The following is a 26,255-nucleotide window of genomic DNA, read 5'->3' as shown; positions in this document are numbered from 1 at the left end:
TTCCTCTCTGTCCCCCGCGCGGGGACAATGAATTAATCCTTTCTGGCGAGAGCTAATCGGCGCTTCGCTTTGCCAATATTAATTCTGTGCAACCAGGTGCGAAACTGTTTTAACTGGACGTGTGAAGCGACATCAGTTGAAAGCGTGCAAATATACAGCTGGCTTTGGGTATGATTATTAGTGCCGGTCGCGTAAATTTCGCTTTTATTATCACGCTGTTGCAGTTCAATTCCCGTGAAGTGTAAATTCCCCCACAGCTGTAAAGTGTCCTCGAACTTTTTAAAGTCCATCATGATGCCCTTATTATTTTGACTTATTATGGAATGTTGCTGGCTCCGTGCAACATAAAGCAATTGCACGATTAAGCCAGCATCTTTGAATAGTAAATTTAGGGATAGTCGCGTTTGGGCGCGGATTTTCGCATCCACTTGCGTTTATTACCGCTTTGCTTATCCATCGCTAATGCGCTGGCGCTGGCCGGATCAAACAGCGACAAACTCTCTATTTGATGCACCATAATCACTTTACGAAACTCAAGGGCACTTTTAGGTGCGGACGAGAAATCAATGTTGTGATTGTGGTACCACAGACTGTAATTATGCTCGATCGCCAGATTGAGCGTGCGTGAATCACGATAGCCGCTCAGCATCGGGATCAACACAATGTTGGCAGTGTTTGGATATTCAAAGGTCGCCGCGTGAATCATGCCGATATAGATACGGCGCGATTTCAGTGTGACCCACGCCAGCTCGCCTTCTTCCATACATTGCAATAGCAACTGTTCAATGCCGTTGGAGCGGGAAAGGCGTTGATACAACTCCTTGCGTCCACCGGCGTTGAGCCGGGCGCTGACCGCCCAGTTGGAGCGATACATACAGAACAGGATGGCAAAGGCCAGCATCAGCACCACCGGGGCCTGAATGCCTAAAAAGCTCCACGTCATGAAATCGACGTTCCAGTGCACATTCTCCGCCGAGGTCAGCGCAAACGCATTGTTCACGCCCGATGCGGCCAGCAGAATCAGCCAGATAATCGCGGTGGCCAGCACACCTTGCAGCACAAATATGCAGCCATACAGCGCAATGAGAAAATAGACATCCCAGCCAAAGGAACGCTTAATTTTTAAACGGCTCGACATGTCGCGGCTGGTATACCAATAGCCGCAAACCATCATCACCATAAATATCGCCGTGCCCATTTAAATATCCTTTAATGTGCTGACATGATGGGCAAAATCGCGCTGCACTTCAGGACTCAACGCATTAACCGAAGCGTTACCATCTTCATCAATAATAATTCTGTCGCCTTCCTCAATCGATTCCTGAATGTCCTGGCGCGTCATGACTTGCACTAATGACTCCGGGCTACCGAACAGGGAAGTTAAAAAACCAAACATCATCAAGCCATCCTTATTATTTATGCCAGCGTCAACTATGGCACATCCCTCAACAACCTAGCCGGGTAACTGAAATGAAAGGGCGTTTTCCGGATTAATCTGCCAGGTCGCCGTTTAGGGCGACCTGTGATAATTACTGATTGGTAAGCGGCGTTTTACTGCCGGGTTCCGCGCCGGTAATCGGATTGGTATCGGGCTGTGAAGCGGTGCGTGCTGCCAGCGTATCCAGATCGCTCAGCTGTTTTGACGGCAGCGTCACGCTGGCGGAGCCATCACCGCCATCCACTGCGGGCTGCGGGTCGGCGACATAGTCGAAGTTCTCATCCGAATTCCAGCTACCGCGAATATCGTCACCCTGAGACATGTTGTAGTAGGTGTGCGCATACTTCTCGATCGGCGGCAGTTTGCCCGGTGGGAAGTTGTTGTGGATGGAGTAGAGCGCTTTTTCAAACGACAGCTGATGCGCCACTTCGCGCGTCATCAGGAAGCCTAGCGCATCTTTCACGCCCACGTCATCGGTGAGGTTGATCAGGCGTTCGTAGAGGATTTTGGCGCGCGCTTCGGCCGCGATGTTGGAGCGCAGATCCGCTGTCACTTCGCCAATGGTATCAATGTAAGCCGCTGTCCAGGGCACGCCCGCGGAGTTGGTTAATGCCGGGCCGCCGCCGTACAGAATCGATGTCAGATGGCTGTCATTGCCCGCGCCGGTAATGGAGCGATAAAGATCGCCTTGCTCTTCGCTGCCTTCCGCCAGTTCGCCTTTGGCACCTTTATTCAGCATGCCAACCAGCGAACCGATAATTTCCAGATGGCTCAACTCTTCAGTCGCGATATCCATCAGCATCTCGCGACGACCCGCATCTTCATCACTTAAGCCCTGCATGAAATAGCGCATCGCAGCGGCTAATTCGCCCTGCGGACCACCAAACTGCTCGAGTAATAAATTGGCCAGACCGGGATTGGGCGCATTAACGCGCACGGTATATTGCAACTGCTTTACGTGTCGAAACATAGCTCACCTCAAAAAATAAAATAAACGGAGAAAGGGAATTAATTCTGATGTTTAAAAATAAATAACGATAAGAAATGGAGGAGGGAAGGAGTGAATTTAGCCTTGTACTCATCAACTGCATGCCGCCTCATTAATACTAAGCGGGCATCCCATTGCTGCAAGCGCACCGGGTTGAATTAATTTTATTTTAATCCGCGAGATAAATATTATTTTAAAGGGTGAATGTTGGCATGAATTAAATGAGCGCTTCGTTCTGGTGCGCATAAATGCGCACCTACAAAACACGTCGGTCGCCATTAATGGCGACCTGGTTAACGCCTAATCAGAACAACTCACGATACAGCGTAGCGATCATCGCCACGCTGCACTCCCGCGGATTGCCCGGCGTACATACATCGGCGAAGGCTGCGGCGGCAAGCGCATCCACATCCTGCTCCTGCATGCCGATATCACGTAGTCTGAGCGGAATACCGATATCGTGGTTTAGGGTGATCACCGCATCAATGGCCAGCGCACGGGCATCGGCTAATGAACAGCTATAGGCACCTTCCATGCCCAGCGCATGGGCGATATCGCGGTACTTCTCGCCGGTATGCTCGGCATTGAACGCCATGATATGCGGCAGCAGAACCGCATTGGCGATGCCGTGCGGCGTGCCATAAAACGCGCCCAGCGGATGCGCCATACCGTGCACCAGACCCAAGCCAACATTCGAGAAGCCCATTCCGGCGATGTACTGACCGAGCGCCATATCCGCCACGCCCGCAGGCACGCCTTTAACCGAATCACGCAGCGAGCGGCCAATAATTTCAATCGCTTTGAGATGGAACATGTCGGTAAGTTCCCACGCGCCGCGCGTGATGTAGCCTTCAATGGCGTGCGTCAGCGCATCGACGCCGGTCGCCGCTTTCAGGTTGGCAGGCATGCTGGCCATCATGTCGGGATCGATAATGGCAATCGCCGGGATATCGTGCGGGTCGTAGCAGACGAACTTGCGCTTCTTCTCTTCATCGGTGATGACGTAATTGATGGTCACTTCCGCTGCGGTGCCGGAAGTGGTCGGCACCGCAATGATCGGTACGGAGGGATTGCGCGTGGCGGCGCCGCCTTCCAGCATGCGCACGTCACTGAACTCGGGATTGGCAATCATCATGCCGATGGCTTTACAGGTATCCTGCGGCGAGCCGCCGCCCACCGCGATCAGATAATCGGCACCCGAACGACGAAAAGCCTCGACGCCCGCATGCACCACCTCAACGGTAGGATTGGGGATCACCTCATCATAGATGGCGAAACTGAGGTCGTGCTGCGCCAGCAGATCGGTGATGCGGGTGGCGACAGAAAACTTGATCAAATCCTTGTCGGTCACCACCAACGCTTTGTTAAAACCGCGTTTGTGAATCTCATCGACAATAGAATTAATCGCGCCCGCACCGAAATAGGCGGTCTCATTGAGGATCATTCTGTTAATCATATTAATTACCTTCACGTAGATGCCAGATTTAAGATTTTTCGATTAAATTCATCAAGATAAGAAGATTTAACCGTATCCAGATTTACGTGGTAATGACGATACAGATATTGCGTTGCCTCAATAAAATCGCGGTTTCCATTGAGTCGAATAAATGGAAGGAATCATGATCCTAAACGCATCGTCTCGGCACGCTTCGCCGTGTCGTAAACATATTGCAGCATCGGTTCCAGGTCGGTGTCGGGCCCGGAGCTGATGATCTTGGCGCGCAGCCACTCAATCTCGCTGGTGATATCCGGCGGGAAAATGGTGTTGTTCTGCGCATTACGCAGCCATTTCAGCAGGAAGTTATTCTTGCCGCGCACGCCGCCAGACTTCTTCGTTTTGGCGTTGATTTTCAGGGCGACCAGAATGCAGTAATAGAAGTGAACGCGTTGGCTGTAGCTTTGCGGGATCATCTTCGCTCACCTGCCGCGACAAGTGAAAAATGTGATGTCGATCGGTTTTCCATCATCCGGATTCCTGCCTGAATGGGTCTAACAGCCATGATCAATGCCGATCAGGGCGCTATTTCCGCGCTGTAGCCGCACGGTAAACGCACCATATGATAATCCTCGCGGCGGATGCAAGTCGGCATAATCCGGGAATTGAGGCGGGAGAAGGGCGCCATCAACGCTAAAAAAATAAGCGAAGCGGCTGAAAAAGCGCTGAGGCAATTCTTTTGCGGCATAAGGCCTAAAACGGCCACTTATCCTATAGCCAGGCCGCGCGTATCTGGCAATATCGTGATCTGCGTCTACACTTAATTCTGACGATGTTCGCAGTCAGCCTGGCGAGTGAGTTTAAATGATGTTTGTTTGTGGAGAGTTATCTATCGAAATTCCGTGTTATCTGCAAAACCTCCTCGCACACACTTATGCGGTAGTAACCGCCTCGATCACCCAGCCAGCCTCCGAACATCCTGTAATGACAAATTCCACAAGACAGGAGAAGAGTCGTGACCTCCGCGGTTAATCACAACAGCACCTTGCCGTCATTAAGTGGCGGACTCTACGCCTTCTTTTTTGATGTCGACGGCACGCTGGCAGCGATTCAGTCGCAGCCCGAGTCGGTCTCCATTCCCGCTCCGGTACGCCAGCTGCTGCAACACATTTCCAATCTTAGCCACGGCGCCTTAGCGCTGGTTTCCGGCCGTCCGATTGCGCAACTCGACGCCTTAGTCGCGCCACTCGAAGCCCCCGCCGCGGGCGTGCACGGTGCAGAACGCCGCGATGCGGCGGGCCGCGTGCATCGCCACAGCTTGCCGGGGGATATTGCGCAAACACTGCAAACTGAACTGCAGCAGACGCTGGATCAGTGGCCCGATACGCTATTAGAAGTGAAAGGCATGGCATTTGCGCTTCACTATCGCAATGCGCCGCAGTACGAAAACGCCATTATGCAGCTGGCCGAAGACGCCGTTGCACGCTTTCCCGAGCTGGCGCTTCAGCCAGGTAAATGCGTGGTGGAACTGAAGCCGCAAGGCATCGATAAAGGCGCTGCCGTACGTGAGTTTATGCAGGAAGCACCCTTTGCCGGACGCATTCCGGTATTTGTGGGAGACGACCTGACAGATGAAAAAGGATTCCTCGTGGTAAATGCCATGCAGGGGATCTCTGTCAAAGTCGGTGAAGGGGCCAGCCATGCACGCTATCGCCTCAACAGCGTTGAGGCCGTATGGCACTGGCTTGAACAACTATTATTACAACTAGAACATGACAATGTTGGTAAGGAGTTTAGGTTATGAGTCGTTTAGTCGTCGTATCTAACCGTATCGCGATCCCCGATGGTAGCAAGGCCAGCGCAGGCGGGCTTGCTGTCGGTATTTTAGATGCACTGCGAGATACCGGTGGATTATGGTTTGGCTGGAACGGAGAGATCAGCGAATTCTCGGGTGAAGAAGAGGATGAAGAACTTACGCAGATCGAAAAAGACGGCATCACCTACGCGTCACTGCCGCTTAATCAAAACGATTATGATCAATATTATCTCCAGTTCTCCAATACCGTGATTTGGCCGGCGTTCCACTATCGCCTCGATCTGGTGCAGTATCAGCGCGAAGCCTGGGATGGCTACTGCCGCGTCAATACTTTGCTGGCGCAGCGCCTTAAACCGCTGCTGAAGCCCGACGATATTCTGTGGATCCACGATTATCATCTGCTGCCGTTTGCCGCCGAGCTGCGCAAGCAGGGCATTAATAACCGCATCGGATTCTTCCTGCATATCCCGTTCCCGACGCCAGAGATCTTCAATGCTCTGCCGCCGCATCAGGAGCTGCTGGAGATGCTGTGCGACTACGATCTGCTGGGCTTCCAGACAGAATCTGACCGCGTAGCTTTCCTTGATAGCCTGAGCCAGCTGACGCAGCTGCAGAATAAAGGAGAGAAGAAGCATCGTGCCTTCGGTAACACCTTTATGACTGAGGTCTATCCGATTGGTATTGAGCCGGACACCATTAAAGAGATGGCGGAAGGACCGCTGCCACCGAAAATGGCGGCGATGAAACGCGATTTGGGCGATCTGCAGAATATCATCGCCTGTGAGCGCCTGGATTACTCTAAAGGGTTGCCGGAGCGTTTTCTGGCCTTCGAAGCCCTGCTGGAGAATTTCCCGCAGCACCGCGGCAAAATTCGCTACTCGCAAATTGCGCCCACCTCGCGCGGCGATGTGCAGGCTTATCAGGACATCCGTCACCAGCTGGAAACGGAAGCGGGGCGCATCAACGGTAAATACGGCACGCTGGGCTGGACGCCGCTCTATTACCTCAATCAGCACTTTGATCGTCGTCTGTTAATGAAGATCTTCCGTCTCACCAACGTCGGCTTGATTACGCCGCTGCGTGACGGCATGAATCTGGTGGCGAAAGAGTATGTAGCAGCGCAGGACCCGGATAACCCTGGCGTGTTGGTGTTGTCCCGCTTTGCTGGTGCGGCCAATGAGCTGACTTCCGCGCTGATCGTCAATCCGTACGATCGTGATGACGTGGCGGCGGCGCTCGATCGCGCGTTGACCATGCCGCGTACCGAACGTATCTCGCGTTATAACGACATGATGGCGGTGTTGCGCAAACAGGATATTTCACACTGGCGTGAAAGCTTCCTGAAAGATTTAAATACTTTGCCGGTACGCAGTGATGATCACGGTACGGTAAATAAAGTCGCTACCTTTCCGAAATTAGCGTAACGCTTAATTGCACAATACATTGCGCCGCTACGGTAAATGCTAACATTGGGTGCTTTGCTCACTTATCGCACACTTCCGTAGCGGCGCGATTTATCGCACATTTTTGAATTTACGCTCCGCTGCACAGCGTTTTCACGCGCCACTGTAACTTCACGAAATCGATTTCATTTCTTTAAGCGCTAATGCGCTGACTCATCAGCAAAAAGCGCACGATTTGGTTAAAAAGCATACAATCGAAAGGCAAAAAGAGCTTTTTTTCCCCGCAACCCTAAAGATCTCAGGTGGTGCGCCGATAGTCATCGTGGAGCAAACCGAAAAATGCCTATTCATTCATTTCTCTAATGTAACGCCCTGTTACATCCCCTGCCGTGCGCTAAACACTCCCTACAATCCACTAACAGTTCCCTGGCGCTCTGCGCCCAGACTTCACGCTTCGCTAGCGTCTCGCTTTACGGCACATGGGCAATATTCCCTGTAAGTGATTAATTTAGAAGCGAATAGTTTCATGCTAATTCAGAGTATTATGCTGCATATAATCCTTTATATGGCGTGTTATAGCACCCTAATTGCCATAGAACAGATAACTGATCGCGTTGTAATGACAATCTTCCGCACAGCCTAAAATCCGCCTTACTTCAGCAAAATATTAAGGAAATAATCAGAAATCGCGCAAAAAATGGACAACAGAAAAGCGCTGCTGAAGGTTTAGAGAAAAAATTTGCCTTAAAAGTGTGACGTGGATCACACTTTATCTAAAATTTCGCGCCACTCACGTTGTATGTCGAAATCAGACAATATAGATTTGCCTTGTTTTCAGATTAGTCTTAAAAAACTGTAAGCAGACGTCACGGAAGATGGTTACAACTCAAGCAAAGAATGGCCTGGAGTTTTGATTACTACAGATCAGTGTCCTGACGAAAAGTGCAACAGTCAGGAGCACGTTGGCTCAAGCCTGATTATTTTTTGCCATCTTTAGATTTACCAACCAGCAGCCCGAACCATAGAACAATTTAATTCTGTGGCCGTATATGTGTCGCGTCTATCAGGATGGAAAAAAATGGGTACATCAGAATTACTAAAACATATATATGACATCAATCTGTCATATTTGCTTCTTGCTCAGCGTTTAATTAACCAGGAAAAAGCTTCAGCAATGTTTCGTTTAGGCATCGATGAATCGATGGCTGATGCATTGTCGCAATTAACTTTACCTGAGATGGTAAAATTAGCGGAAACCAACCAACTGGTTTGCCAGTTCCGATTTACCGATCACAACCATATTAATCGCCTGACTCAAGAGTCACGTGTGGATGACTTACAGCAAATCCACACCGGTATTTTATTATCCAGCCGTCTCCTGCGAAATGCGTCTAAAGATGACGTCTCTGCGAAGAAGAGGGCCGTTTAATGAGCGAAAAAAGTATTGTTCAGGAAGCGCGTGATATTCAGCTGGCCATGGAGCTGATTACATTGGGCGCACGACTGCAAATGCTGGAGAGTGAAACTCAGCTGAGCCGTGGTCGCCTGATTAAACTCTATAAAGAGTTGCGTGGTGCGCCACCACCGAAAGGTATGCTGCCATTCTCTACCGATTGGTTCATGACCTGGGAACAAAATATCCACTCTTCTATGTTCTGTAACGCCTGGCAGTTCTTGCTGAAAACCGGCTTGAACAGTGGCGTTGAAGCGGTAATCAAAGCTTATCGCTTGTATCTTGAGCAGTGTCCGCAATCGGACGAGGGCCCGCTGTTGGCGCTAACGCGTGCATGGACCCTGGTGCGATTCGTTGAAAGTGGCATGCTGGAACTGTCTGACTGTAAGTGCTGTGGTGGCAGCTTTATTAACCACGCTCATCAGCCCATCGGCAGCTTTGTCTGCAGCCTGTGCCAGCCGCCATCACGTGCCGTAAAAAGACGTAAACTTTCTGCAGATTCTGCCGATACCTTTCCACAACTGCTGGATGAACAGGTTAAACGCGCCGTTTAAGTTTGTTCGCATCGTGGAAAACATCCAGCAGCGGTTAATACCGCTGCTTTTTTTTTGCCTGCGATCAACGAATAACACCTGCGGCTCTCTGGCTTAACTTCCATCAACACGTTACGGACGTAAGGATTTTTTGTGCTGATAATTCTGGGTTATATCGTGGTCGTCGGCTCCGTGTTGGGCGGCTACGCGATGGTCGGCGGACATTTAGGCGCGCTTTATCAACCGGCGGAGCTGATCATTATCGGCGGTGCCGGTATTGGTGCCTTTTTAGTCGGCAATAATGGCAAATCGATTAAGAAAACATTAAAAGCGCTGCCATTGTTAATGCGCGGCTCGAAATATAACAAAGCCGTATACATGGATTTAATGGCGCTGCTTTATCGCCTGATGGCGAAATCCCGTCAGCAAGGCATGTTGTCATTAGAACGTGACATTGAAGATCCCAGCCAGAGTGAAATTTTCGCTAACTATCCGCGTATTTTGTCCGATAAACAGTTAGTCGATTTTATTACCGATTATTTGCGTTTGATGGTCAGCGGAAATATGAACGCCTTCGAAATTGAAGCGTTGATGGATGAAGAGATTGAGACCTACGAGCACGAGTGTGAAGTCCCCGCGCAAAGTATCTCGGCGGTGGGTGATGGCTTACCGGCTTTCGGTATTGTCGCGGCGGTAATGGGCGTGGTGCACGCACTGGCGTCAGCCGATCGTCCGGCGGCCGAACTGGGTGCGTTAGTGGCGCACGCGATGGTCGGTACTTTCCTCGGGATTTTGCTGGCCTACGGTTTTATCTCTCCGCTGGCGTCGGTGCTGCGTCAGAAATGTGCCGAAACCACCAAGATGATGCAGTGCGTGAAGGTGACGTTGCTCTCCAGCCTCAACGGTTACGCACCGCAAATCGCAGTGGAATTTGGTCGTAAAACGCTTTACTCCGCCGAACGTCCGTCGTTCTCGGAGCTGGAAGAGCACGTGCGTAACGCCAAGAACCCGGCGAAACAAACTTCGGATGAGAATTCATGAAAGCAGGCAATCGCCCCATTGTGCTGGTTAAAAAGCGCAAACATAAAGGTCACCATGGGAGCCACGGTTCGTGGAAGATTGCCTATGCCGACTTTATGACGGCGATGATGGCGTTCTTTATGGTGATGTGGTTGCTCTCCATCTCCAGCCCCAAAGAGTTGGTCCAGATTGCGGAATACTTTAAAACGCCGCTGAAAGTGGCGTTGACCGGCGGTCAGCGCAGCAGCGACAGCGAAAGTCCGATCCCCGGCGGCGGCGATGATCCGACGCAGCAGAAGGGTGAAGTGAAGAAGATTGTCGATATGGATGCGCAGAAGAAGAAGCTGGAGGAGATCCGCCTGAATCGCCTGCGTGAAAAGCTCGACCAGCTGATTGAAGCCGATCCGCGTCTGAAAGCGCTGCGTCCGCACTTGATCATCAACATGGTCGAAGAGGGACTGCGCATTCAGATTATCGATAGCCAGAACCGCCCGATGTTTAAAACCGGCAGCGCGGACGTGGAGCCTTACATGCGCGACATCCTGCGCACTATCGCGCCGGTGCTGAATGATATTCCGAACAAAATCAGCCTCGCGGGTCACACCGATGATTTCCAGTATGCCAACGGCGATCGTGGCTACAGCAACTGGGAACTGTCGGCGGATCGTGCCAATGCCTCACGGCGCGAGCTGGTGATTGGTGGCCTCGACGGCGCCAAAATGCTGCGTGTGGTCGGTATGGCCGACACCATGAAGCTGAAAAACCGTGGTGCTAATGATGCAGTCAACCGCCGCATTAGCCTGCTGGTGTTGAATCACGACACCGAAGCGGCGATTGAAAAAGAGAATGCCGAGAGCGATGCCGTTCAGGTGAGCGACCCGGCGCAAATGATTCCCAACATTACCGCACCCGCTGTACCGGCTGCGTCGACTGCTCCAACAGGTTCCACTGCAACACCGGCTGCGCCGGCTGCTGCAACGGCCCCTGCGGCAGCGGCGACGCCCACGGCGAGCGCGGTGACACCAGACCAACCCTCACAGCCGAGGTGATCCCGTGAGCATGGACATCAGCGATTTTTACCAGACGTTTTTCGATGAAGCCGATGAGCTGTTAGCGGATATGGAGCAACACCTGCTGGGACTTGATCCCCAGGAGCCCGATTCCGAGCAGTTGAATGCCATCTTCCGCGCCGCCCACTCCATCAAGGGCGGAGCCGGTACGTTTGGCTTTACGGTTTTACAGGAAACCACCCACATCCTGGAAAACATTCTGGATGGTGCGCGCCGCGGCGAGATGCAGCTCAGCACCGATATCATCAACCTGTTTTTGGAAACCAAAGATATTATGCAAGAACAGCTCGATGCCTATAAAACGGCGCAGGAGCCGAATGCAGAAAGCTTTAAATATATCTGCGAAGCGCTGCGTCAGCTGGCACTGGAAGCGAAAGGCATTGCGCCTGAAGCGCCCAAAGTCGCCGAAGTGGTTGAGATCGCAGCACCAGTTGCGGCCGCAGGTCTGCGCCTGCAACTGGTTGACCTGAAAGAGAAAGAGCCGGAGCTGATGCTGGAAGAGCTCGGCAATCTCGGTACCGTCAGCAACGTGGTGAAAGGCGCCAATTCGCTAGACGTTACCATTGATGGCGTCGGCAAAGATGACATCGTCGCGGTGCTCTGTTTTGTGCTGGATGAAGCACAGATTCACTTCCCGACAGGCGCGGCGGCCGTTGCCGACGCCCCGGTTGCTGAAGTGGCTGCTGAACCGGTGCAAACCGCCACCGTCACCGATATCACGCCAGCGGTGAAGCGCGAACCTAAACGTGCCGCCGCACCGGCTAAAGGCAGCGAATCCAGCAGCATCCGTGTTGCCGTTGAGAAAGTGGACCAGCTGATTAACCTGGTTGGCGAACTGGTGATCACCCAATCGATGCTGGCACAGCGCTCCGGTGCGCTGGATCCGGTGGCGCACGGCGACTTGCTGAACAGCATGGGTCAGCTGGAGCGTAACGCCCGCGATTTGCAGGAATCGGTGATGTCGATTCGTATGATGCCGATGGAGTACGTCTTCAGCCGCTTCCCGCGTCTGGTCCGCGATTTGGCCAGCAAGCTGGGCAAAGAAGTGGAGCTGACGCTGCTCGGCAGCTCAACCGAGCTGGATAAGAGCCTGATTGAACGCATCATCGATCCGTTAACGCACCTGGTGCGTAACAGCCTCGATCACGGTATCGAAACTCCGGAAAAACGTCTGGCTGCGAATAAAACCGCCGTTGGCAACCTGACGCTGTCGGCGGAACATCAGGGCGGCAACATCTGCATCGAAGTGATCGATGACGGTGCCGGTCTGAACCGCGAACGTATTCTGGCTAAAGCGCTGTCGTCTGGCCTGCCGGTCAGCGACAGTATGAGCGATGAAGAAGTCGGCATGCTGATCTTCGCGCCGGGCTTCTCCACCGCTGAGCAGGTCACCGACGTGTCGGGCCGTGGCGTGGGCATGGACGTGGTGAAACGGAATATTCAGGAGATGGGCGGTCACGTCGAAATCTCCTCGAAGCAGGGCAAAGGCACCACCATTCGCATCCTGCTGCCGCTGACGCTGGCGATCCTCGACGGCATGTCAGTACGCGTCGCTAACGAAGTGTTCATTCTGCCGCTCAACGCGGTAATGGAATCGCTGCAGCCAACCGCAGAAGAGCTGAAACCGCTGGCCGGTGGCGAGCGCGTGCTGGAAGTGCGTGGCGAATATCTGCCGCTGGTAGAACTGTGGAATGTGTTTGAGGTGCAGAACGCCAAAACCGACGCCACGCAAGGCATTGTGGTGATTCTGCAAAGCGCAGGCCGTCGCTATGCGCTGCTGGTCGATCAGCTGATTGGTCAGCATCAGGTGGTAGTGAAAAACCTTGAAAGCAACTATCGCAAAGTGCCGGGCATCTCTGCCGCCACCATCTTAGGCGATGGTAGCGTGGCGCTGATTGTGGATGTCTCAGCACTGCAATCGTTGAACCGTGAAAAGCGTGTGGCCGGTGCCGCAGCGTAATAGATAACGAAAGGGTAAAAAAATGACTGACATGGCAACCGTGACCAAAATCGCTGGCGAAACCGTGGGCCAGGAATTCTTAGTTTTCACACTGGGTGACGAAGAGTACGGCATCGACATTCTGAAAGTGCAGGAGATTCGCGGTTACGATCAGGTAACCCGCATCGCCAACACGCCGGAATTCATCAAAGGCGTCACCAACCTGCGCGGCGTGATCGTGCCGATCATCGACCTGCGCGTGAAGTTCTCGCAGCCGGATGTGGTGTACAACGAGAACACCGTGGTGATCGTGCTGAATCTTGAGCATCGCGTGGTGGGCATTGTGGTGGATGGCGTTTCTGATGTGCTGTCGCTGACGCAAGAGCAGATTCGTCCTTCACCGGAGTTCGCGGTCACCATGTCCACCGAGTACCTGACTGGTCTGGGTGCGCTGGGTGAACGTATGCTGATTCTGGTCGACATCGAAAAGCTGCTGAGCAGCGAAGAGATGGCGCTGGTGGATAACCTGCGTACTGCCTAATCCCCGCAACGGGCCGCGCTGCTGCGGCCCGTTATCATTACACACATTAATTAATTCCTTACAAATCAACAATAAATCCGCAAAAAATCGCTGTAATATCCCTCAATCTTCTCCGCCCCTGGTCGATAACCGATCGGTACGAATTTTTCCTTCATTTTCCAGGGCAAACTATGTTTACGAGAATTCGCGTTGTCACCAGCTTATTGCTGGTGTTGTTAGTGTTTGGCTTTTTACAGCTGGCATCCGGCTCACTGTTTTTTAAAGCGCTAAGCGATGACAAAAACAGTTTTAACGTTTCACAACTGGCGAGCAAAAACACCGCCGCCATCAACGACGCCTACATGAGCCTCCATCAGAGCCGTGTAGTGTTAACCCGCATTCAGCTGCGCATGGCAACCAGCAAACTGAACGGTACCGAAGCGGACATCGCCGGTTTGTACGGCGACAGCAAAGCCTTCCAGAAAGAGGCCGCCGATAACTACCAGCTGTTTAAAGCAACGCCGGACACGCCGGGACAGGATGCCGCGCTCAACAAACGTCTCGATCAAACCTATACCGCCTATGCCAGCGCGCTAGGCCAGTTGCAGGACGCGTTGGTCGCAAAAGATCTCGATCAGGCAGCCAAAGCGCCGGTTGCGCCAAGCCAAAACGCCTTCCTGAAAGAGTACCGCCAGTGGCGTGCCGATCAGGATCGCCTGACTGCGGCGGGCGTCGAAGCCAACAGCTCAGCCTACGATCACATGATCTGGCTGTTAGGCGCGGTGCTGGCGATTGTGGTGGCGGTGATTGTGCTGTGCTGGTTTGGCATGCGCAAAATCCTCATCAAGCCGCTTAATGAGAATATCCAGCATATTCAGCACATTGCGCAGGGCGATTTGACGCAGCGCATCGCGGTCGAAGGACGCAACGAAATGAGCCAGCTGGCGGAAAGCCTGCATGAGATGCAGCAGTCGCTGGTGCGCACGGTGAGTGATGTGCGTGACGGTTCGGATGCCATCTTTACCGGAGCGAGCGAAATCTCTGCGGGCAACAACGATCTCTCGGCACGTACCGAAGAGCAGGCGGCTTCACTGGAGCAGACCGCCGCCAGCATGGAACAGCTGACCGCCACCGTGAAGCAGAACGCCGAAAACGCGCGTCAGGCGTCGCAGCTGGCGTTGAGTGCTTCCGAAACCGCGCAGAAGGGCGGTGATGTGGTGCAAGGCGTGGTGCGCACCATGAGCGACATCGCCGGCAGTTCGAAGAAGATCGCCGACATCACCAGCGTTATCGATGGCATTGCCTTCCAGACCAATATTCTGGCGTTGAACGCGGCGGTAGAAGCGGCGCGCGCCGGTGAGCAAGGCCGTGGCTTTGCGGTGGTCGCGGGTGAAGTCCGTAATCTGGCCCAGCGCAGCGCGCAGGCGGCGAAAGAGATTAAAGGGTTGATTGAAGACTCCGTCAGCCGCGTGAACAGCGGATCTGAACTGGTGGGCACCGCCGGTGAGACCATGAGCGATATCGTTAATGCGGTAACGCGCGTCACCGACATCATGGGCGAAATTGCCTCGGCATCGGATGAGCAGAGCCGTGGTATCGATCAGGTCGGCCAGGCGGTGACGGAGATGGATCGCGTGACGCAGCAGAACGCCTCGCTGGTGGAAGAGTCTGCGGCGGCGGCGGCCTCGCTGGAAGAGCAGGCGAGTCGCCTGAGCCAGTCGGTGGCGGTGTTCCGCGTACCGCGCGCGGCGCAAACGCAGCCGCAGGCCAGAAGCGGCGTGCGTCATCCGCAGATCGCACCACCCACGATCGGCGCACCGCGTAAAGCGCTGACCGCCGCGGCTGGGGACAGCAACTGGGAAACGTTTTAAGTTTCGGAGTGGTCGGTCCCTCACCCCGGCCCTCTCCCGCACGCGGGAGAGGGAGACGCTGCCCCGTGCAGGCTCGATCGGTTCCCTCTCCCACTTGTGGGAGAGGGTTAGGGTGAGGGACAACCCGCACCACCCAATGCGCCTTCATCGCTCAGCCGATAAAGGCGCATTTTTTTTACTGTTAATTTCTTTAGTTATAAAACACTGCAATCATGCGCAAACGCAGAGTTTTAATTCGTAAAGTAGCTTAAGCACCCTGAAAAATTCAGATTGCCGGTCGATAACTGGGGGAGCCGAAACGCATCCCTGGAGATCCCATGTTAAAACGAATCAATGTAGTGACCAGTTTAATCGCCGTATTACTGGTGTTTGGCGCTTTACAATTACTGTCGGGTGGCCTGTTCTGGTCCGCCTTACAAAAAGATAAAGAGGCGTTTGCGGTAGCGCAGATCTCCTCCAACAACGTTGGCGCGATGTCAGACGCCTGGATTGAACTGAACCAAACCCGCACCGTACTCAACCGCGCCATGTTGCGTATGCAGGGCACCATGGCCGCGCAGTCGAATGGCGGTCAGCTGAGTGCCTTAATCGCCCAGACGGAAAAACAGCTCAATGTGGCTGCCGGCCACTATCAACGCTACTACGACTTGCCGGCCACGCCAGGCTTGCCAGACGCGTTGCGCGATAAGCTGGAAGCGAACTACGCCGCTTTCAACGACGGGTTGAAAGCGATGCTGGATCGCCTGAAAGCCAACGATCTGCAAGGCATGTTTGCGCAGAACATCGAAGCTAAACAGGTAGCGATGAAAGCCACTTACGAAGAGTGGCGGACGGAGCAAAGCATATTGGCGGCAGAAGGCGTGGCGCAGAATCAGCGCGCCTTCCACACCATGATGTGGCTGCTGGCGTCGGTGGCGCTGGTGGTGATTGCGGTGATCGTTGGCTGCTGGTTCGGCCTGCGTAGCGTGCTGATTCAGCCGCTGCACCAGCTGCTGGCGCATATTCGCCATATTGCTGCGGGCGATCTCACGCAAAATATCGTGGTAGAAGGGCGCAACGAAATGAGCCAGCTGGCGGGAAGCCTGCATGAAATGCAGCAGTCGCTGGTCAGCACCGTGGGCAATGTACGTGACGGTTCCGATGCGATTTTCACCGGCGCCAGCGAAATCGCCGCCGGGAATAACGATCTGTCGGCGCGTACCGAAGAGCAGGCCGCCTCGCTGGAGCAGACAGCGGCCAGCATGGAGCAGCTCACCGCGACGGTGAAACAGAACGCCGAGAATGCGCGTCAGGCGTCGCAGCTGGCACTCAGCGCGTCCGATACCGCACGCAAAGGTGGCGAGGTGGTCGATGGCGTGGTGCGTACCATGCAGGATATCGCCGGCAGCTCGAAGAAGATCGCCGACATTATCAGCGTGATCGATGGCATCGCCTTCCAGACCAATATCCTGGCGCTGAACGCGGCGGTAGAAGCAGCACGCGCCGGTGAACAGGGCCGTGGTTTTGCTGTAGTGGCTGGTGAAGTGCGCAACCTGGCGCAGCGCAGTGCGCAGGCGGCGAAAGAGATCAAAGGCTTGATCGAAGATTCGGTGAACCGCGTCAACAACGGCTCGCAACTGGTCGGCACCGCCGGAGAAACCATGAACGATATCGTCGGCGCCGTCACGCGCGTCACCGATATTATGGGCGAAATCGCCTCGGCATCGGATGAGCAGAGCCGTGGTATCGATCAGGTGGGACAAGCGGTTACCGAGATGGACCGCGTCACCCAGCAGAACGCCTCGCTGGTGGAAGAGTCCGCCGCCGCCGCCGCATCACTGGAAGAGCAGGCGAGCCGCCTGAGCCAGTCGGTATCGGTGTTCCGCATTCCGCGCGCCGCACAGGCGCAACCAAAGGCGAGCACGGTGCGCCAGATCGCCAGCGCACCGCGCAAAGCGGCTGCCGCGCCGGTGAGTGAGGGTAACTGGGAGACGTTTTAAGTTTTGAGTTGTTTGCCCCTCACCCTAACCCTCTCCCACAAGTGGGAGAGGGAACCGATCGAGCCTGCATGTGGCAGCGTCTCCCTCTCCCGCCTGCGGGAGAGGGCCGGGGTGAGGGACAGCGAGCACCCATCAACCCCCCGCTGGTCCAACCCCTGCGAACACACATAAAGATCCCCTCAGAAAAGCCGATAACAGAGGCGATCCGCCAACCAATGAGGTGTTTATGTTTAGTCGTATTCGTGTTGTATCCGGTCTGCTGTGCGTGCTGGCGCTGTTTGCCTTACTGCAGCTGTTCTCCGGTGGAGTGTTCTACTCCACGGTCAAAGCCGATAAAGAAAATTTTGCCTATAACCAGCGTCTTAGCACGCTGCAGCGGGCAATGGGCACCTCATGGGTATCGCTGGTTCAGGCGCGTAACACGCTGAACCGTGCGGGGATCCGTTACCTGCTGGACAGTCAGCAGGCTGGCTCAGGCGCAACCGTGAAAGATCTGGTGGCGCTGGCGAGTGAGGAGTTGAAGCACGCTGATGAGGGTTTTGCCGAATTTAACGCCAACCTGTCTGAAAAGGGCAAAAAGGCCGAGAACGTGCTGACGTTACAGGCCAACTACAACGCCTATCGCGGAGCATTGGGTGAGTTGATCGATTTCCTCAGTAGTGGAAATTTCAAAGGATTTGTCGATCAGCCGACGCAGGGATTCCAGGACAAGTTTGCTAAGGATTACAACGAATGGTTGAGCTACAACATTGTGCTCGCCAATCAGGGCATTGCAGCCAATGAGGCGGCGTACAACCAATCCATCATGCTGGTGGTCGGCACGCTGCTGGTGACCTTGCTGGTGATTGCGCTGGTGTGGAGCGGCATGCGTACGGTGCTGATCCGTCCGCTAAAGCACAGCATCGAGCACATTCGTCACATCGCGCGTGGCGATTTGACGCAGCAGGTGGAGATCACGGTGCGCAACGAGATGGGCGAGCTGCTCACCTCGGTGCAAGAGATGCAGCAAGAGCTGGCGCGGACGGTGCGTACCGTGCGTGACGGTTCCGATGCGATCTACACCGGTGCGAGTGAAATCGCCATGGGCAACAACGATCTCTCCTCGCGTACCGAGCAGCAAGCGGCTTCGCTGGAAGAGACCGCTGCCAGCATGGAGCAGTTAACCGCCACCGTGAAGCAGAACGCCGAAAATGCCCGTCAGGCGTCACAGCTGGCGCTCACCGCCTCGGAGACCGCGCAGCAGGGCGGCAAAGTGGTGGATGGCGTGGTGACTACCATGAAAGAGATCACCGGCAGTTCGAAGAAAATCGCTGACATCATTAGCGTGATCGATGGCATTGCCTTCCAGACCAATATCCTCGCACTGAACGCTGCGGTAGAAGCAGCGCGCGCCGGTGAGCAGGGACGTGGATTTGCCGTGGTAGCGGGCGAGGTGCGCAGTCTGGCACAGCGCAGCGCGCAGGCGGCGAAAGAGATTAAAGGATTGATAGAGGATTCGGTCAGCCGCGTCAACACCGGTTCCGTGCTGGTGGAGAGCGCCGGGGAAACCATGACCAACATCGTGAATGCGGTCACGCGCGTCACCGACATCATGGGCGAAATTGCGTCGGCGTCGGACGAGCAGAGCCGTGGTATCGATCAGGTCGGTCTGGCGGTGAACGAGATGGATCGCGTGACGCAGCAGAACGCCGCGCTGGTCGAAGAGTCGGCAACGGCGGCGGCCGCGCTGGAAGATCAGGCCAGCCGACTGAAACAGTCGGTTGCGGTGTTCAATATCGGTAAAGAATTTGTCGTTCAGGCCGTTAACGTATCTACAGCGGCAAAAAATTTGCGTTCCGGCACGCCAAAAGCACTGGCACCGGCAGGCGCACGTAGCACTGACGATAACTGGGAAACCTTTTAATCCTTGTGGCCGCCGCAAGGCGGCCCATGAGAATGGCGCGACTGGCAGCACAGTAGCAACCGCAGTATCACAATTTAAACAGTTTGTTGCCGGGTGACCTGAAATGAAGAAATCGACGTTATTGGATCAAAGTGAAGCGACCACGCTGCTCTCGCAAATGGTGCAGCGGTTACCGCTCTCAGATACGCATTTTCGTCGCATTAGCCAGCTGATCTATCAGCGCGCGGGCATTGTGCTGGCCGACCACAAACGCGAGATGGTTTACAACCGTTTAGTGCGTCGTCTGCGCATGCTGAATATTGATGACTTTGGCCGCTATCTGGCGCTGCTGGAGCAAGACCAAAACAGTGCGGAGTGGCAGGCGTTTATTAACGCGCTGACCACCAATCTGACCTCTTTCTTCCGCGAGGCGCATCACTTTCCGATCCTCGCGGATCATGCGCGTAAGCGCACGGGTAACTACAGCGTGTGGAGCACCGCCGCCTCCACCGGCGAAGAGCCGTACTCCATCGCCATGACGCTGGCGGAAACGCTGGGCACCGGCCCGGGTAAATTCCAGGTCCACGCCAGCGATATCGATACCCAGGTGCTAGAGAAAGCCGTGGCCGGCGTGTATCGCCAGGAAGAGCTACGTACGCTATCGCAGTCGCAGCTGCAGCGCTTTTTCCTGCGCGGCACCGGTCCACATGAAGGCATGGTGCGTGTGCGTTCCGACCTCGCCAACATGGTGAACTATACGCAACTGAATTTACTGGCACACGACTGGGCGTTGCCGGGTCCGTTCGACGCTATTTTCTGTCGCAACGTGATGATCTATTTCGATAAAGAGACGCAGGAACAGATTCTGCGCCGTTTCGTGCCTCTGCTGAAACCCGGCGGTCTGCTGTTTGCCGGGCATTCAGAGAACTTTAGTCAGATCAGCAAAGAGTTCTGGCTGCGTGGACAGACAGTCTATGGACTGAGCAAGGAAAGACGATGAGCAAAATCACCGTGATGTGCGTGGATGACTCTGCGCTGATGCGACAGTTGATGACCGAAATCATCAACAGCCATCCCGATATGGAGATGGTCGCGAGTGCGCCCGATCCGCTGGTGGCGCGGGATTTAATCAAACAGTACAACCCGCAGGTATTGACGCTGGATGTGGAGATGCCGCGCATGGATGGCCTCGATTTCCTCGAGAAGCTGATGCGCCTGCGTCCGATGCCGGTGGTGATGGTCTCCTCGCTGACCGGTAAAGGTTCAGAAGTGACGCTGCGCGCGCTGGAGTTGGGTGCGGTGGATTTTGTCACCAAGCCACAGCTGGGCATCCGCGAAGGCATGCTGGCGTATAGCCAGATGATTGCTGACAAGATCCGCGCCGCCGCGCGCGCCAAGCTGCATGTGCGTGCCTCCACGCCGATGCCGGTCACGTTGAAAGCCGGCCCGTTGCTGAGCAGTGAAAAGCTGATCGCCATCGGCTCTTCCACCGGCGGCACCGAGGCGATTCGCCATGTGCTGCAGCCGCTGCCGGCGACCAGCCCGGCGCTGCTGATTACCCAGCATATGCCGCCAGGCTTTACGCGCTCGTTTGCCGAGCGTCTGAATAAATTGTGCCAAATCACCGTGAAAGAAGCGGAAGACGGCGAGCGTATTCTGCCCGGCCACGCCTATATCGCGCCGGGCGCCATGCACATGGAGCTGGGCCGCAGCGGGGCCAACTATGTGGTGAAACTGAATGACGGTCCGCCAGTGAACCGACACAAGCCATCGGTGGATGTGCTGTTCCGTTCGGTGGCGGTGCACGCAGGACGAAATGCGGTGGGTGTGATTCTGACCGGGATGGGTAACGACGGCGCGGCCGGGATGCTGGAAATGCATCGCGCGGGCGCCTGGACCATCGCGCAGGATGAAGCCAGCTGCGTGGTATTTGGTATGCCGCGCGAAGCGATTGCGATGGGCGGCACCAGTGAAGTGGTCGATTTAGGCCACATCAGTCAGCACATGCTGGCGAAAATTAGCGCCGGACAGGCATTGCGAATTTAACGAGCCCGTCCTGCTGGACGAGACAACACGGGAGTAGATATGGCTGATAAAAATATGCGCTTTTTGGTGGTGGATGACTTCAATACGATGCGTCGTATTGTCCGTAACCTGCTGAAAGAGCTTGGATTCAATAACGTTGAAGAAGCAGAAGATGGCGTCGATGCGCTGACCAAACTGCGTGCCGGTGGCTTTGATTTCGTAGTTTCCGACTGGAACATGCCGAACATGGACGGTCTGGAGCTGCTGCAAACCATCCGTGCTGACGCCACGCTGAACAAACTGCCGGTGCTGATGGTGACCGCGGAAGCGAAGAAAGAGAATATCATCGCGGCCGCGCAGGCGGGCGCCAGCGGCTACGTGGTGAAGCCGTTCACGGCGGCCACGCTGGAAGAGAAGTTAGGCAAAATATTCGAAAAACTGGGTATGTAAGGAGATGTGATGAGCGACCTTCCGAAATCAACTGAAGAAGCCTCGGCACACGACATTATTACCCGCATCGGCTCACTGACGCGCATGTTGCGTGACAGTTTGCGTGAGCTGGGGTTAGACCAGGCAATTGCTGAAGCGGCGGAAGCGATTCCTGATGCGCGCGATCGTCTGGATTATGTTGTGCAAATGACGGCGCAAGCGGCAGAACGTGCGTTGAACTGCGTTGAAGCAGCGCAGCCACACCAGGACCAAATGGAAGCCGGCGCCAACCAGCTGAAAGGCCGTTGGGATGCGTGGTTTGAAAATCCGATTGAACTGACAGATGCGCGCGAGTTGGTTTCGGATACGCGCCAGTTCCTGACTGACGTTCCGGGACACACGTCGTACACCAATAAGCAGTTGCTCGAAATCATGATGGCACAGGATTTCCAGGACCTGACCGGTCAGGTGATCAAGCGCATGATGGATGTGATCCAGGAGATCGAGCGTCAGCTGTTGATGGTGCTACTGGAGAATATGCCAGAAGCCAACGCCGCGGCGCGTAAAGAGGGCAACAGCCTGCTGAACGGTCCGCAGATCCACGCCAATGCACCCGGCGTGGTGGCGAACCAGGATCAGGTTGATGACCTGCTGGATAGCTTAGGGTTTTAAACACGTTTGTCCTCACCCTAACCCTCTCCCACAGGTGGGAGAGGGAACCGTTCGGGCCTGCATATGGCAGCGTCTCCCTCGCCCGCTTGCGGGAGAGGGCCGGGGTGAGGGACAGCGCGCACCGCACCTTACACCGCGCGCTTCTGCGCCAACGCCGACTACGCCACCAACACCTGCACGCCTAACGCCTCAAACGCCGCGACCTGCGCCGGCGAAATGCCGCTATCGGTAATCAGATAGTGAATATGGCTCCAGTCGCACGGCAGCGCGAACATCGACACCTTATCGATCTTGCTGGAATCCGCCACCACATACACGCTGTTGGCTGACTTGATCATCGCCATTTTCACCTTGATATCGGTCTCGCTGGGAAAGCTCAAACCGAGACGCGGTGAGATACAGGCCGTGGCAAGAAACAGCTTCTCCGCCAGCACGTTTTCGAAAAACGAGGCGGCTTTCTCACCTGAAGTCGAAAGCGTCGGGAACTTAAAAGTGCCGCCGGTCAGCAAAATATTGATACCCGGCTCGCCGCCCAGCTTCAGCGCGATATTCACCGCCGTGGTAATTACCGATAAACGACGGATATGGCTGATCGCCTCGGCAATCGCCGTGGTGGTGGTACCGGAATCGAAAATCACCGTGTCGCCATTTTCCACATGCTGCGCGGCAAGGCGGCCAATCGCCTGTTTTTCTTCAAGATGTGTTTGGCGCTCCAGCAACATCGCGCCGGTATTCTGCTTGCCGGTCATCAGCGTGGCGCCGCCGTGATAACGCTGTACGTGCCCCTCTTGCTGCAATATGCGCAAGTCGGTGCGAATGGTGGCTTCGGTCAGGCCGAAGGTATCGGTCAGCGCTTTAACCGTGACGGTGCCGTCTTCGCGGATCATCTCCAGAATCTTCTCACGGCGCTGCTGCATATCTGCCAGCTGCTCAGTTTTGCTTTTCAATCGAAATGCTCCCTCTTTCCAATCACGGTCTGGTTTCGCCAATAAGGAAACCCGAGCTGATTTTACTCTGCGATTTGGCCATTTGCGAGATAGCTTCCAGAAACATTCGTTTTCGAATGAAAATCATCATTTGCTATGCGATTGATTTCGCAGAAAGCCGTCAGCAGCTCGCTCCATGTCCTGAAGGCGGTGAATTGTGCAAATTCAACAAAATCATCAAGATAATTTTATTGCTGCAATTTGTATGAAATTTGATCTCCTCCACAAACCATTATTAATCGATAGCTTATATTTTTGTTCGAAAATGATGTTTGTAAAAACGATAACCCGGCCAGTAATAACCAGCGCCGCCGTACACCATTATGGAGAGAGACGATGAGTGGGGAATATGACGTTAACCTGCGCTACGGCGTGAACATTGAGCAGGATTTAACCGGCAAAGTGGCGGTAGTCACCGGCGGGCTGGGCGGGATTGCGATGGCGAGTAATGCCATGCTGCTGGAGAAGGGCGCACGGCTGGCGCTGCTTTATCCGCCCTTCGAAAGTGACAAAGTGGCGGGCGTGCAGGATCAATTTGCTGCCGATCGCGTGCTGCTGGTGTGCTGCGACGTGACCGATCCGGCCTCGGTTGAAGCGGCATTTGATCGCGTCGAACAGCATTACGGTCAGATTGATATCCTGGTGAACTGCGCGGGCTACGTGATGTTGCAACCGGTGTTAGAAACCGATTTTGCCGAGTGGCAGAAGCAGATCGACGTCAATCTCACCGGTCCTTTCCTCTGCTCGCAGGAGGCCGGTAAACGCATGGTGCGCGCCGGTAACGGCGGCAAAATCATCAACATTGCGTCGCAGGCCGCCTCCATCGCTATCGACAACCACGTTGCTTACACCTCCGCCAAAGCCGGTCTGCTCGGCATGACCAAAGTGATGGCCAAAGAGTTCGCTCCCTATCGCATTAACGTCAATACCTTATCGCCCACCGTGGTGCTGACGCCGATGGGTGAAAAAGCCTGGCGCGGTGAGAAGGGCGAGCAGATGAAAAAGCTGATCCCGCTGGGACGCTTTGCCTATACCGACGAAATCGCCGCCGCGGTGCTGTTCTTCGCCAGCAACGGCAGCGACATGATCACCGGCGCAGATTTAATGATCGACGGTGGCTTTACCATCTGGTAAGCCGCGCCAACACCAGAACGGCTGACCCTGCGTGACCCACTATAACAATGAGAGAACCTCACCATGAAAAAACGTACCCTGCTGTTAACTGCTATTGCCAGTTGCCTGATCTCCCAAGCCAGTTTCGCTGCCGATAAAGGCACCATCATGATCCTGGTGAACTCGCTGGATAACCCGTATTACGCCTCCGAAGCCAAAGGTGCCAACCTCAAAGCGCAGGAGCTGGGCTATAAAACCAGCGTGCTGTCGCATGGCGAAGATGTGAAAAAGCAAAGTGAACTGATTGATGCCGCCATCGGCAAAAAGGTGCAGGGCATCGTGCTGGATAACGCCGACTCCACCGCCAGCGTCGCCGCGATTAAAAAAGCCAAAGATGCCGGCATTCCGGTGGTGCTGATCAACCGCGAAATCCCGGTGGATGACGTGGCGCTGGCGCAGATCACCCACAACAACTTCCAGGCCGGCTCCGACGTGGCAAACGTGTTTGTGGAGAAGATGGGGGAAAAGGGCAGCTACGCGGAACTCACCTGTAACCTTGCTGACAACAACTGCGTCACACGCTCCAAATCCTTCCATCAGGTGCTCGACCAATATCCCGATATGAAAAGCGTGGCGCGTCAGGATGCCAAAGGCACGCTGATTGACGGCAAACGCATCATGGACAGCATTCTGCAGGCGCATCCGGATGTGAAAGGCGTGATCTGCGGTAACGGCCCCGTGGCGCTGGGTGCGATTGCAGCTCTGAAAGCGGCAGGCCGTAACGACGTCATCGTGGTCGGCATTGACGGCAGCAATGATGAACGTGACGCGGTGGAAAAAGGGGATCTGAAAGCCACGGTGATGCTGCAGGCACAAGCCATCGCCGCACAGGGCGTGACCGACCTCGACAACTTTATTCAGAAAGGCACCAAGCCTGAGAAGCAGCGCGTGATGTTCCGCGGCATTCTCATTACGCCAGAAAACGCCAAAGGCGTGCAGGACTTTAACTTCAAGTCGTAATCAATGCGGTGCGCCCGTAGATCGGGCGCCCAGGAGAATGTGATGCACAGACGACTCTGGTTACTGCTTCCTGTCGTGATCCTTAGCGGTTGCCGCATTGTGTCGCAGCAGGAGCTGGCCGACCTGAAAAATCCTCCCAATCCCAAAATGGGCAATATTGCCCAAACATGGCAACAGAAACTGGTACCGCAAGTTCAACATGATGCGAAGCCGGTGGCTGAGTTGTTGAATGCGCTGAAATCCGCCAAAGATTTTGATAGCGCTTGTAAAACTTATGGCTATCGCAGTCAGGAAGAGAACCCGTGCGTGTTCAGTGTCAACGTGAGCGGTGAAATCACGGCGGTTAACACCACGTCGCGTAACGGTCGGATGACAGTGAAAGATGTGTCCGGTGACACTGTCACGGTGCAGGTTGGCCCGATTTTTCCCGGCACGGTGTTGCGTGATGCCTACAAAGGTGCCAGCTATCAGGACTTTAACGATCAGGTGCTGTTCGGCGATTACAGTCGCGCGATCAATCAGCAAGCGGCGAACATGATGAGTGCTTTCAAGCCCAAAGTGGGTGACAAGGTGCAGTTGGCTGGCGTGTTTAGCAGCTTTGATACGCCGGAGCAGGTGCCGAATGTGACACCTGCGGCGATTACACGTCAGTAAGGAGCGGAT

25 protein-coding genes are annotated in these 26,255 nt (G+C 54.7%); 18 read left to right on the top strand and 7 right to left on the bottom strand.

Annotated features, from left to right (window positions below):
- Positions 1-32: 32 nt before the first annotated feature.
- The 6 genes from ACVLVH_RS14800 to ACVLVH_RS14775 all read right to left on the bottom strand — a co-directional run bounded on the left by ACVLVH_RS14800 (position 33) and on the right by ACVLVH_RS14775 (position 4,337).
- Positions 33-293, bottom strand: coding sequence for a hypothetical protein (locus ACVLVH_RS14800; protein WP_101761031.1), 261 nt, complete (start codon positions 291-293; stop codon positions 33-35).
- A gap of 95 nt (positions 294-388) precedes the next feature.
- Positions 389-1,198 (bottom strand): hypothetical protein, encoded by an 810-nt coding sequence (locus ACVLVH_RS14795; RefSeq protein ID WP_101760742.1) that lies wholly within the window; start codon positions 1,196-1,198, stop codon positions 389-391.
- Positions 1,199-1,396 carry a hypothetical protein gene (locus ACVLVH_RS14790; protein ID WP_101761030.1) on the bottom strand — a complete coding sequence of 66 codons (198 nt, stop codon included), beginning with the start codon at positions 1,394-1,396 and terminating at the stop codon, positions 1,199-1,201.
- A gap of 133 nt (positions 1,397-1,529) precedes the next feature.
- A complete protein-coding gene (locus ACVLVH_RS14785; protein WP_462062806.1) occupies positions 1,530-2,408 on the bottom strand; it encodes a manganese catalase family protein in 879 nt (292 codons plus the stop codon).
- 322 nt (positions 2,409-2,730) lie between these two features.
- Complete coding sequence (gene fucO, locus ACVLVH_RS14780; protein WP_498949618.1) at positions 2,731-3,882, bottom strand: lactaldehyde reductase; 1,152 nt, start codon at positions 3,880-3,882, stop codon at positions 2,731-2,733.
- 161 nt (positions 3,883-4,043) lie between these two features.
- The gene (locus ACVLVH_RS14775) at positions 4,044-4,337 is read right to left on the bottom strand and encodes a hypothetical protein (protein ID WP_218168224.1); all 294 of its coding nucleotides are present in this window, start codon (positions 4,335-4,337) and stop codon (positions 4,044-4,046) included.
- A 539-nt stretch (positions 4,338-4,876) separates the two neighbouring features.
- On the opposite strand from ACVLVH_RS14775, the gene otsB reads away from it, so the two are divergent.
- The 15 genes from otsB to cheZ all read left to right on the top strand — a co-directional run bounded on the left by otsB (position 4,877) and on the right by cheZ (position 22,473).
- Complete coding sequence (gene otsB, locus ACVLVH_RS14770) at positions 4,877-5,665, top strand: trehalose-phosphatase (RefSeq protein WP_101760738.1); 789 nt, start codon at positions 4,877-4,879, stop codon at positions 5,663-5,665.
- The gene (gene otsA / locus ACVLVH_RS14765; RefSeq protein WP_101760737.1) at positions 5,662-7,101 is read left to right on the top strand and encodes an alpha,alpha-trehalose-phosphate synthase; all 1,440 of its coding nucleotides are present in this window, start codon (positions 5,662-5,664) and stop codon (positions 7,099-7,101) included. The genes otsB and otsA overlap by 4 nt, the downstream gene beginning before the upstream one ends.
- Positions 7,102-8,158: 1,057 nt before the next feature.
- Positions 8,159-8,509 carry a flagellar transcriptional regulator FlhD gene (gene flhD, locus ACVLVH_RS14760; RefSeq protein WP_008102850.1) on the top strand — a complete coding sequence of 117 codons (351 nt, stop codon included), beginning with the start codon at positions 8,159-8,161 and terminating at the stop codon, positions 8,507-8,509.
- Positions 8,509-9,087, top strand: a complete 579-nt coding sequence (flhC, locus tag ACVLVH_RS14755; protein WP_101760736.1) for a flagellar transcriptional regulator FlhC — start codon at positions 8,509-8,511, stop codon at positions 9,085-9,087. The genes flhD and flhC overlap by 1 nt, the downstream gene beginning before the upstream one ends.
- A 132-nt stretch (positions 9,088-9,219) precedes the next feature.
- Entirely contained in the window at positions 9,220-10,107 is an 888-nt protein-coding gene (gene motA, locus ACVLVH_RS14750) for a flagellar motor stator protein MotA (protein WP_007891047.1), read from the top strand.
- The gene (gene motB / locus ACVLVH_RS14745) at positions 10,104-11,135 is read left to right on the top strand and encodes a flagellar motor protein MotB (RefSeq protein WP_192413558.1); all 1,032 of its coding nucleotides are present in this window, start codon (positions 10,104-10,106) and stop codon (positions 11,133-11,135) included. The genes motA and motB overlap by 4 nt, the downstream gene beginning before the upstream one ends.
- A gap of 10 nt (positions 11,136-11,145) precedes the next feature.
- Positions 11,146-13,116 carry a chemotaxis protein CheA gene (gene cheA / locus ACVLVH_RS14740; RefSeq protein ID WP_192233597.1) on the top strand — a complete coding sequence of 657 codons (1,971 nt, stop codon included), beginning with the start codon at positions 11,146-11,148 and terminating at the stop codon, positions 13,114-13,116.
- Positions 13,117-13,138: 22 nt separating this feature from the next.
- On the top strand, positions 13,139-13,636 hold the full coding sequence (cheW, locus tag ACVLVH_RS14735; RefSeq protein ID WP_008102858.1) for a chemotaxis protein CheW: 498 nt from the start codon (positions 13,139-13,141) through the stop codon (positions 13,634-13,636).
- A 170-nt stretch (positions 13,637-13,806) separates the two neighbouring features.
- On the top strand, positions 13,807-15,486 hold the full coding sequence (locus tag ACVLVH_RS14730; RefSeq protein WP_498949617.1) for a methyl-accepting chemotaxis protein: 1,680 nt from the start codon (positions 13,807-13,809) through the stop codon (positions 15,484-15,486).
- A gap of 317 nt (positions 15,487-15,803) precedes the next feature.
- Positions 15,804-17,465 carry a methyl-accepting chemotaxis protein gene (locus ACVLVH_RS14725; RefSeq protein WP_217546852.1) on the top strand — a complete coding sequence of 554 codons (1,662 nt, stop codon included), beginning with the start codon at positions 15,804-15,806 and terminating at the stop codon, positions 17,463-17,465.
- A 226-nt stretch (positions 17,466-17,691) separates the two neighbouring features.
- Entirely contained in the window at positions 17,692-19,368 is a 1,677-nt protein-coding gene (locus ACVLVH_RS14720) for a methyl-accepting chemotaxis protein (protein WP_137385648.1), read from the top strand.
- A 103-nt stretch (positions 19,369-19,471) separates the two neighbouring features.
- Positions 19,472-20,347 carry a protein-glutamate O-methyltransferase CheR gene (cheR, locus tag ACVLVH_RS14715; protein ID WP_101764604.1) on the top strand — a complete coding sequence of 292 codons (876 nt, stop codon included), beginning with the start codon at positions 19,472-19,474 and terminating at the stop codon, positions 20,345-20,347.
- Positions 20,344-21,393, top strand: coding sequence for a protein-glutamate methylesterase/protein-glutamine glutaminase (locus ACVLVH_RS14710; protein ID WP_008102868.1), 1,050 nt, complete (start codon positions 20,344-20,346; stop codon positions 21,391-21,393). Before cheR ends, ACVLVH_RS14710 begins: the two co-directional genes overlap by 4 nt.
- Before the next feature lie 39 nt (positions 21,394-21,432).
- Positions 21,433-21,822 carry a chemotaxis response regulator CheY gene (gene cheY, locus ACVLVH_RS14705; protein WP_008102871.1) on the top strand — a complete coding sequence of 130 codons (390 nt, stop codon included), beginning with the start codon at positions 21,433-21,435 and terminating at the stop codon, positions 21,820-21,822.
- A gap of 9 nt (positions 21,823-21,831) precedes the next feature.
- Positions 21,832-22,473 (top strand): protein phosphatase CheZ, encoded by a 642-nt coding sequence (cheZ, locus tag ACVLVH_RS14700; RefSeq protein WP_101764603.1) that lies wholly within the window; start codon positions 21,832-21,834, stop codon positions 22,471-22,473.
- A gap of 158 nt (positions 22,474-22,631) precedes the next feature.
- On the opposite strand, the gene ACVLVH_RS14695 is transcribed toward cheZ, so the two are convergent.
- Positions 22,632-23,420 carry a DeoR/GlpR family DNA-binding transcription regulator gene (locus ACVLVH_RS14695; RefSeq protein WP_498949616.1) on the bottom strand — a complete coding sequence of 263 codons (789 nt, stop codon included), beginning with the start codon at positions 23,418-23,420 and terminating at the stop codon, positions 22,632-22,634.
- 375 nt (positions 23,421-23,795) lie between these two features.
- Here ACVLVH_RS14695 and ACVLVH_RS14690 point away from each other — a divergent pair, with 375 nt between their 5' ends.
- The 3 genes from ACVLVH_RS14690 to ACVLVH_RS14680 all read left to right on the top strand — a co-directional run bounded on the left by ACVLVH_RS14690 (position 23,796) and on the right by ACVLVH_RS14680 (position 26,246).
- Positions 23,796-24,593 (top strand): GolD/DthD family dehydrogenase, encoded by a 798-nt coding sequence (locus tag ACVLVH_RS14690; protein ID WP_192413554.1) that lies wholly within the window; start codon positions 23,796-23,798, stop codon positions 24,591-24,593.
- Positions 24,594-24,656: 63 nt separating this feature from the next.
- Positions 24,657-25,592, top strand: coding sequence for a D-ribose ABC transporter substrate-binding protein (locus ACVLVH_RS14685; RefSeq protein ID WP_222233572.1), 936 nt, complete (start codon positions 24,657-24,659; stop codon positions 25,590-25,592).
- Positions 25,593-25,634: 42 nt separating this feature from the next.
- Positions 25,635-26,246, top strand: coding sequence for a DUF2291 family protein (locus ACVLVH_RS14680; RefSeq protein ID WP_101764599.1), 612 nt, complete (start codon positions 25,635-25,637; stop codon positions 26,244-26,246).
- Positions 26,247-26,255: the final 9 nt, after the last annotated feature.

The sequence above is a fragment of the Kluyvera sp. 1366 genome, from assembly GCF_054823405.1.
The sequence above is the reverse complement of the archived record's forward strand: the minus strand, read 5'-3'. Positions and strand labels throughout refer to the sequence as shown.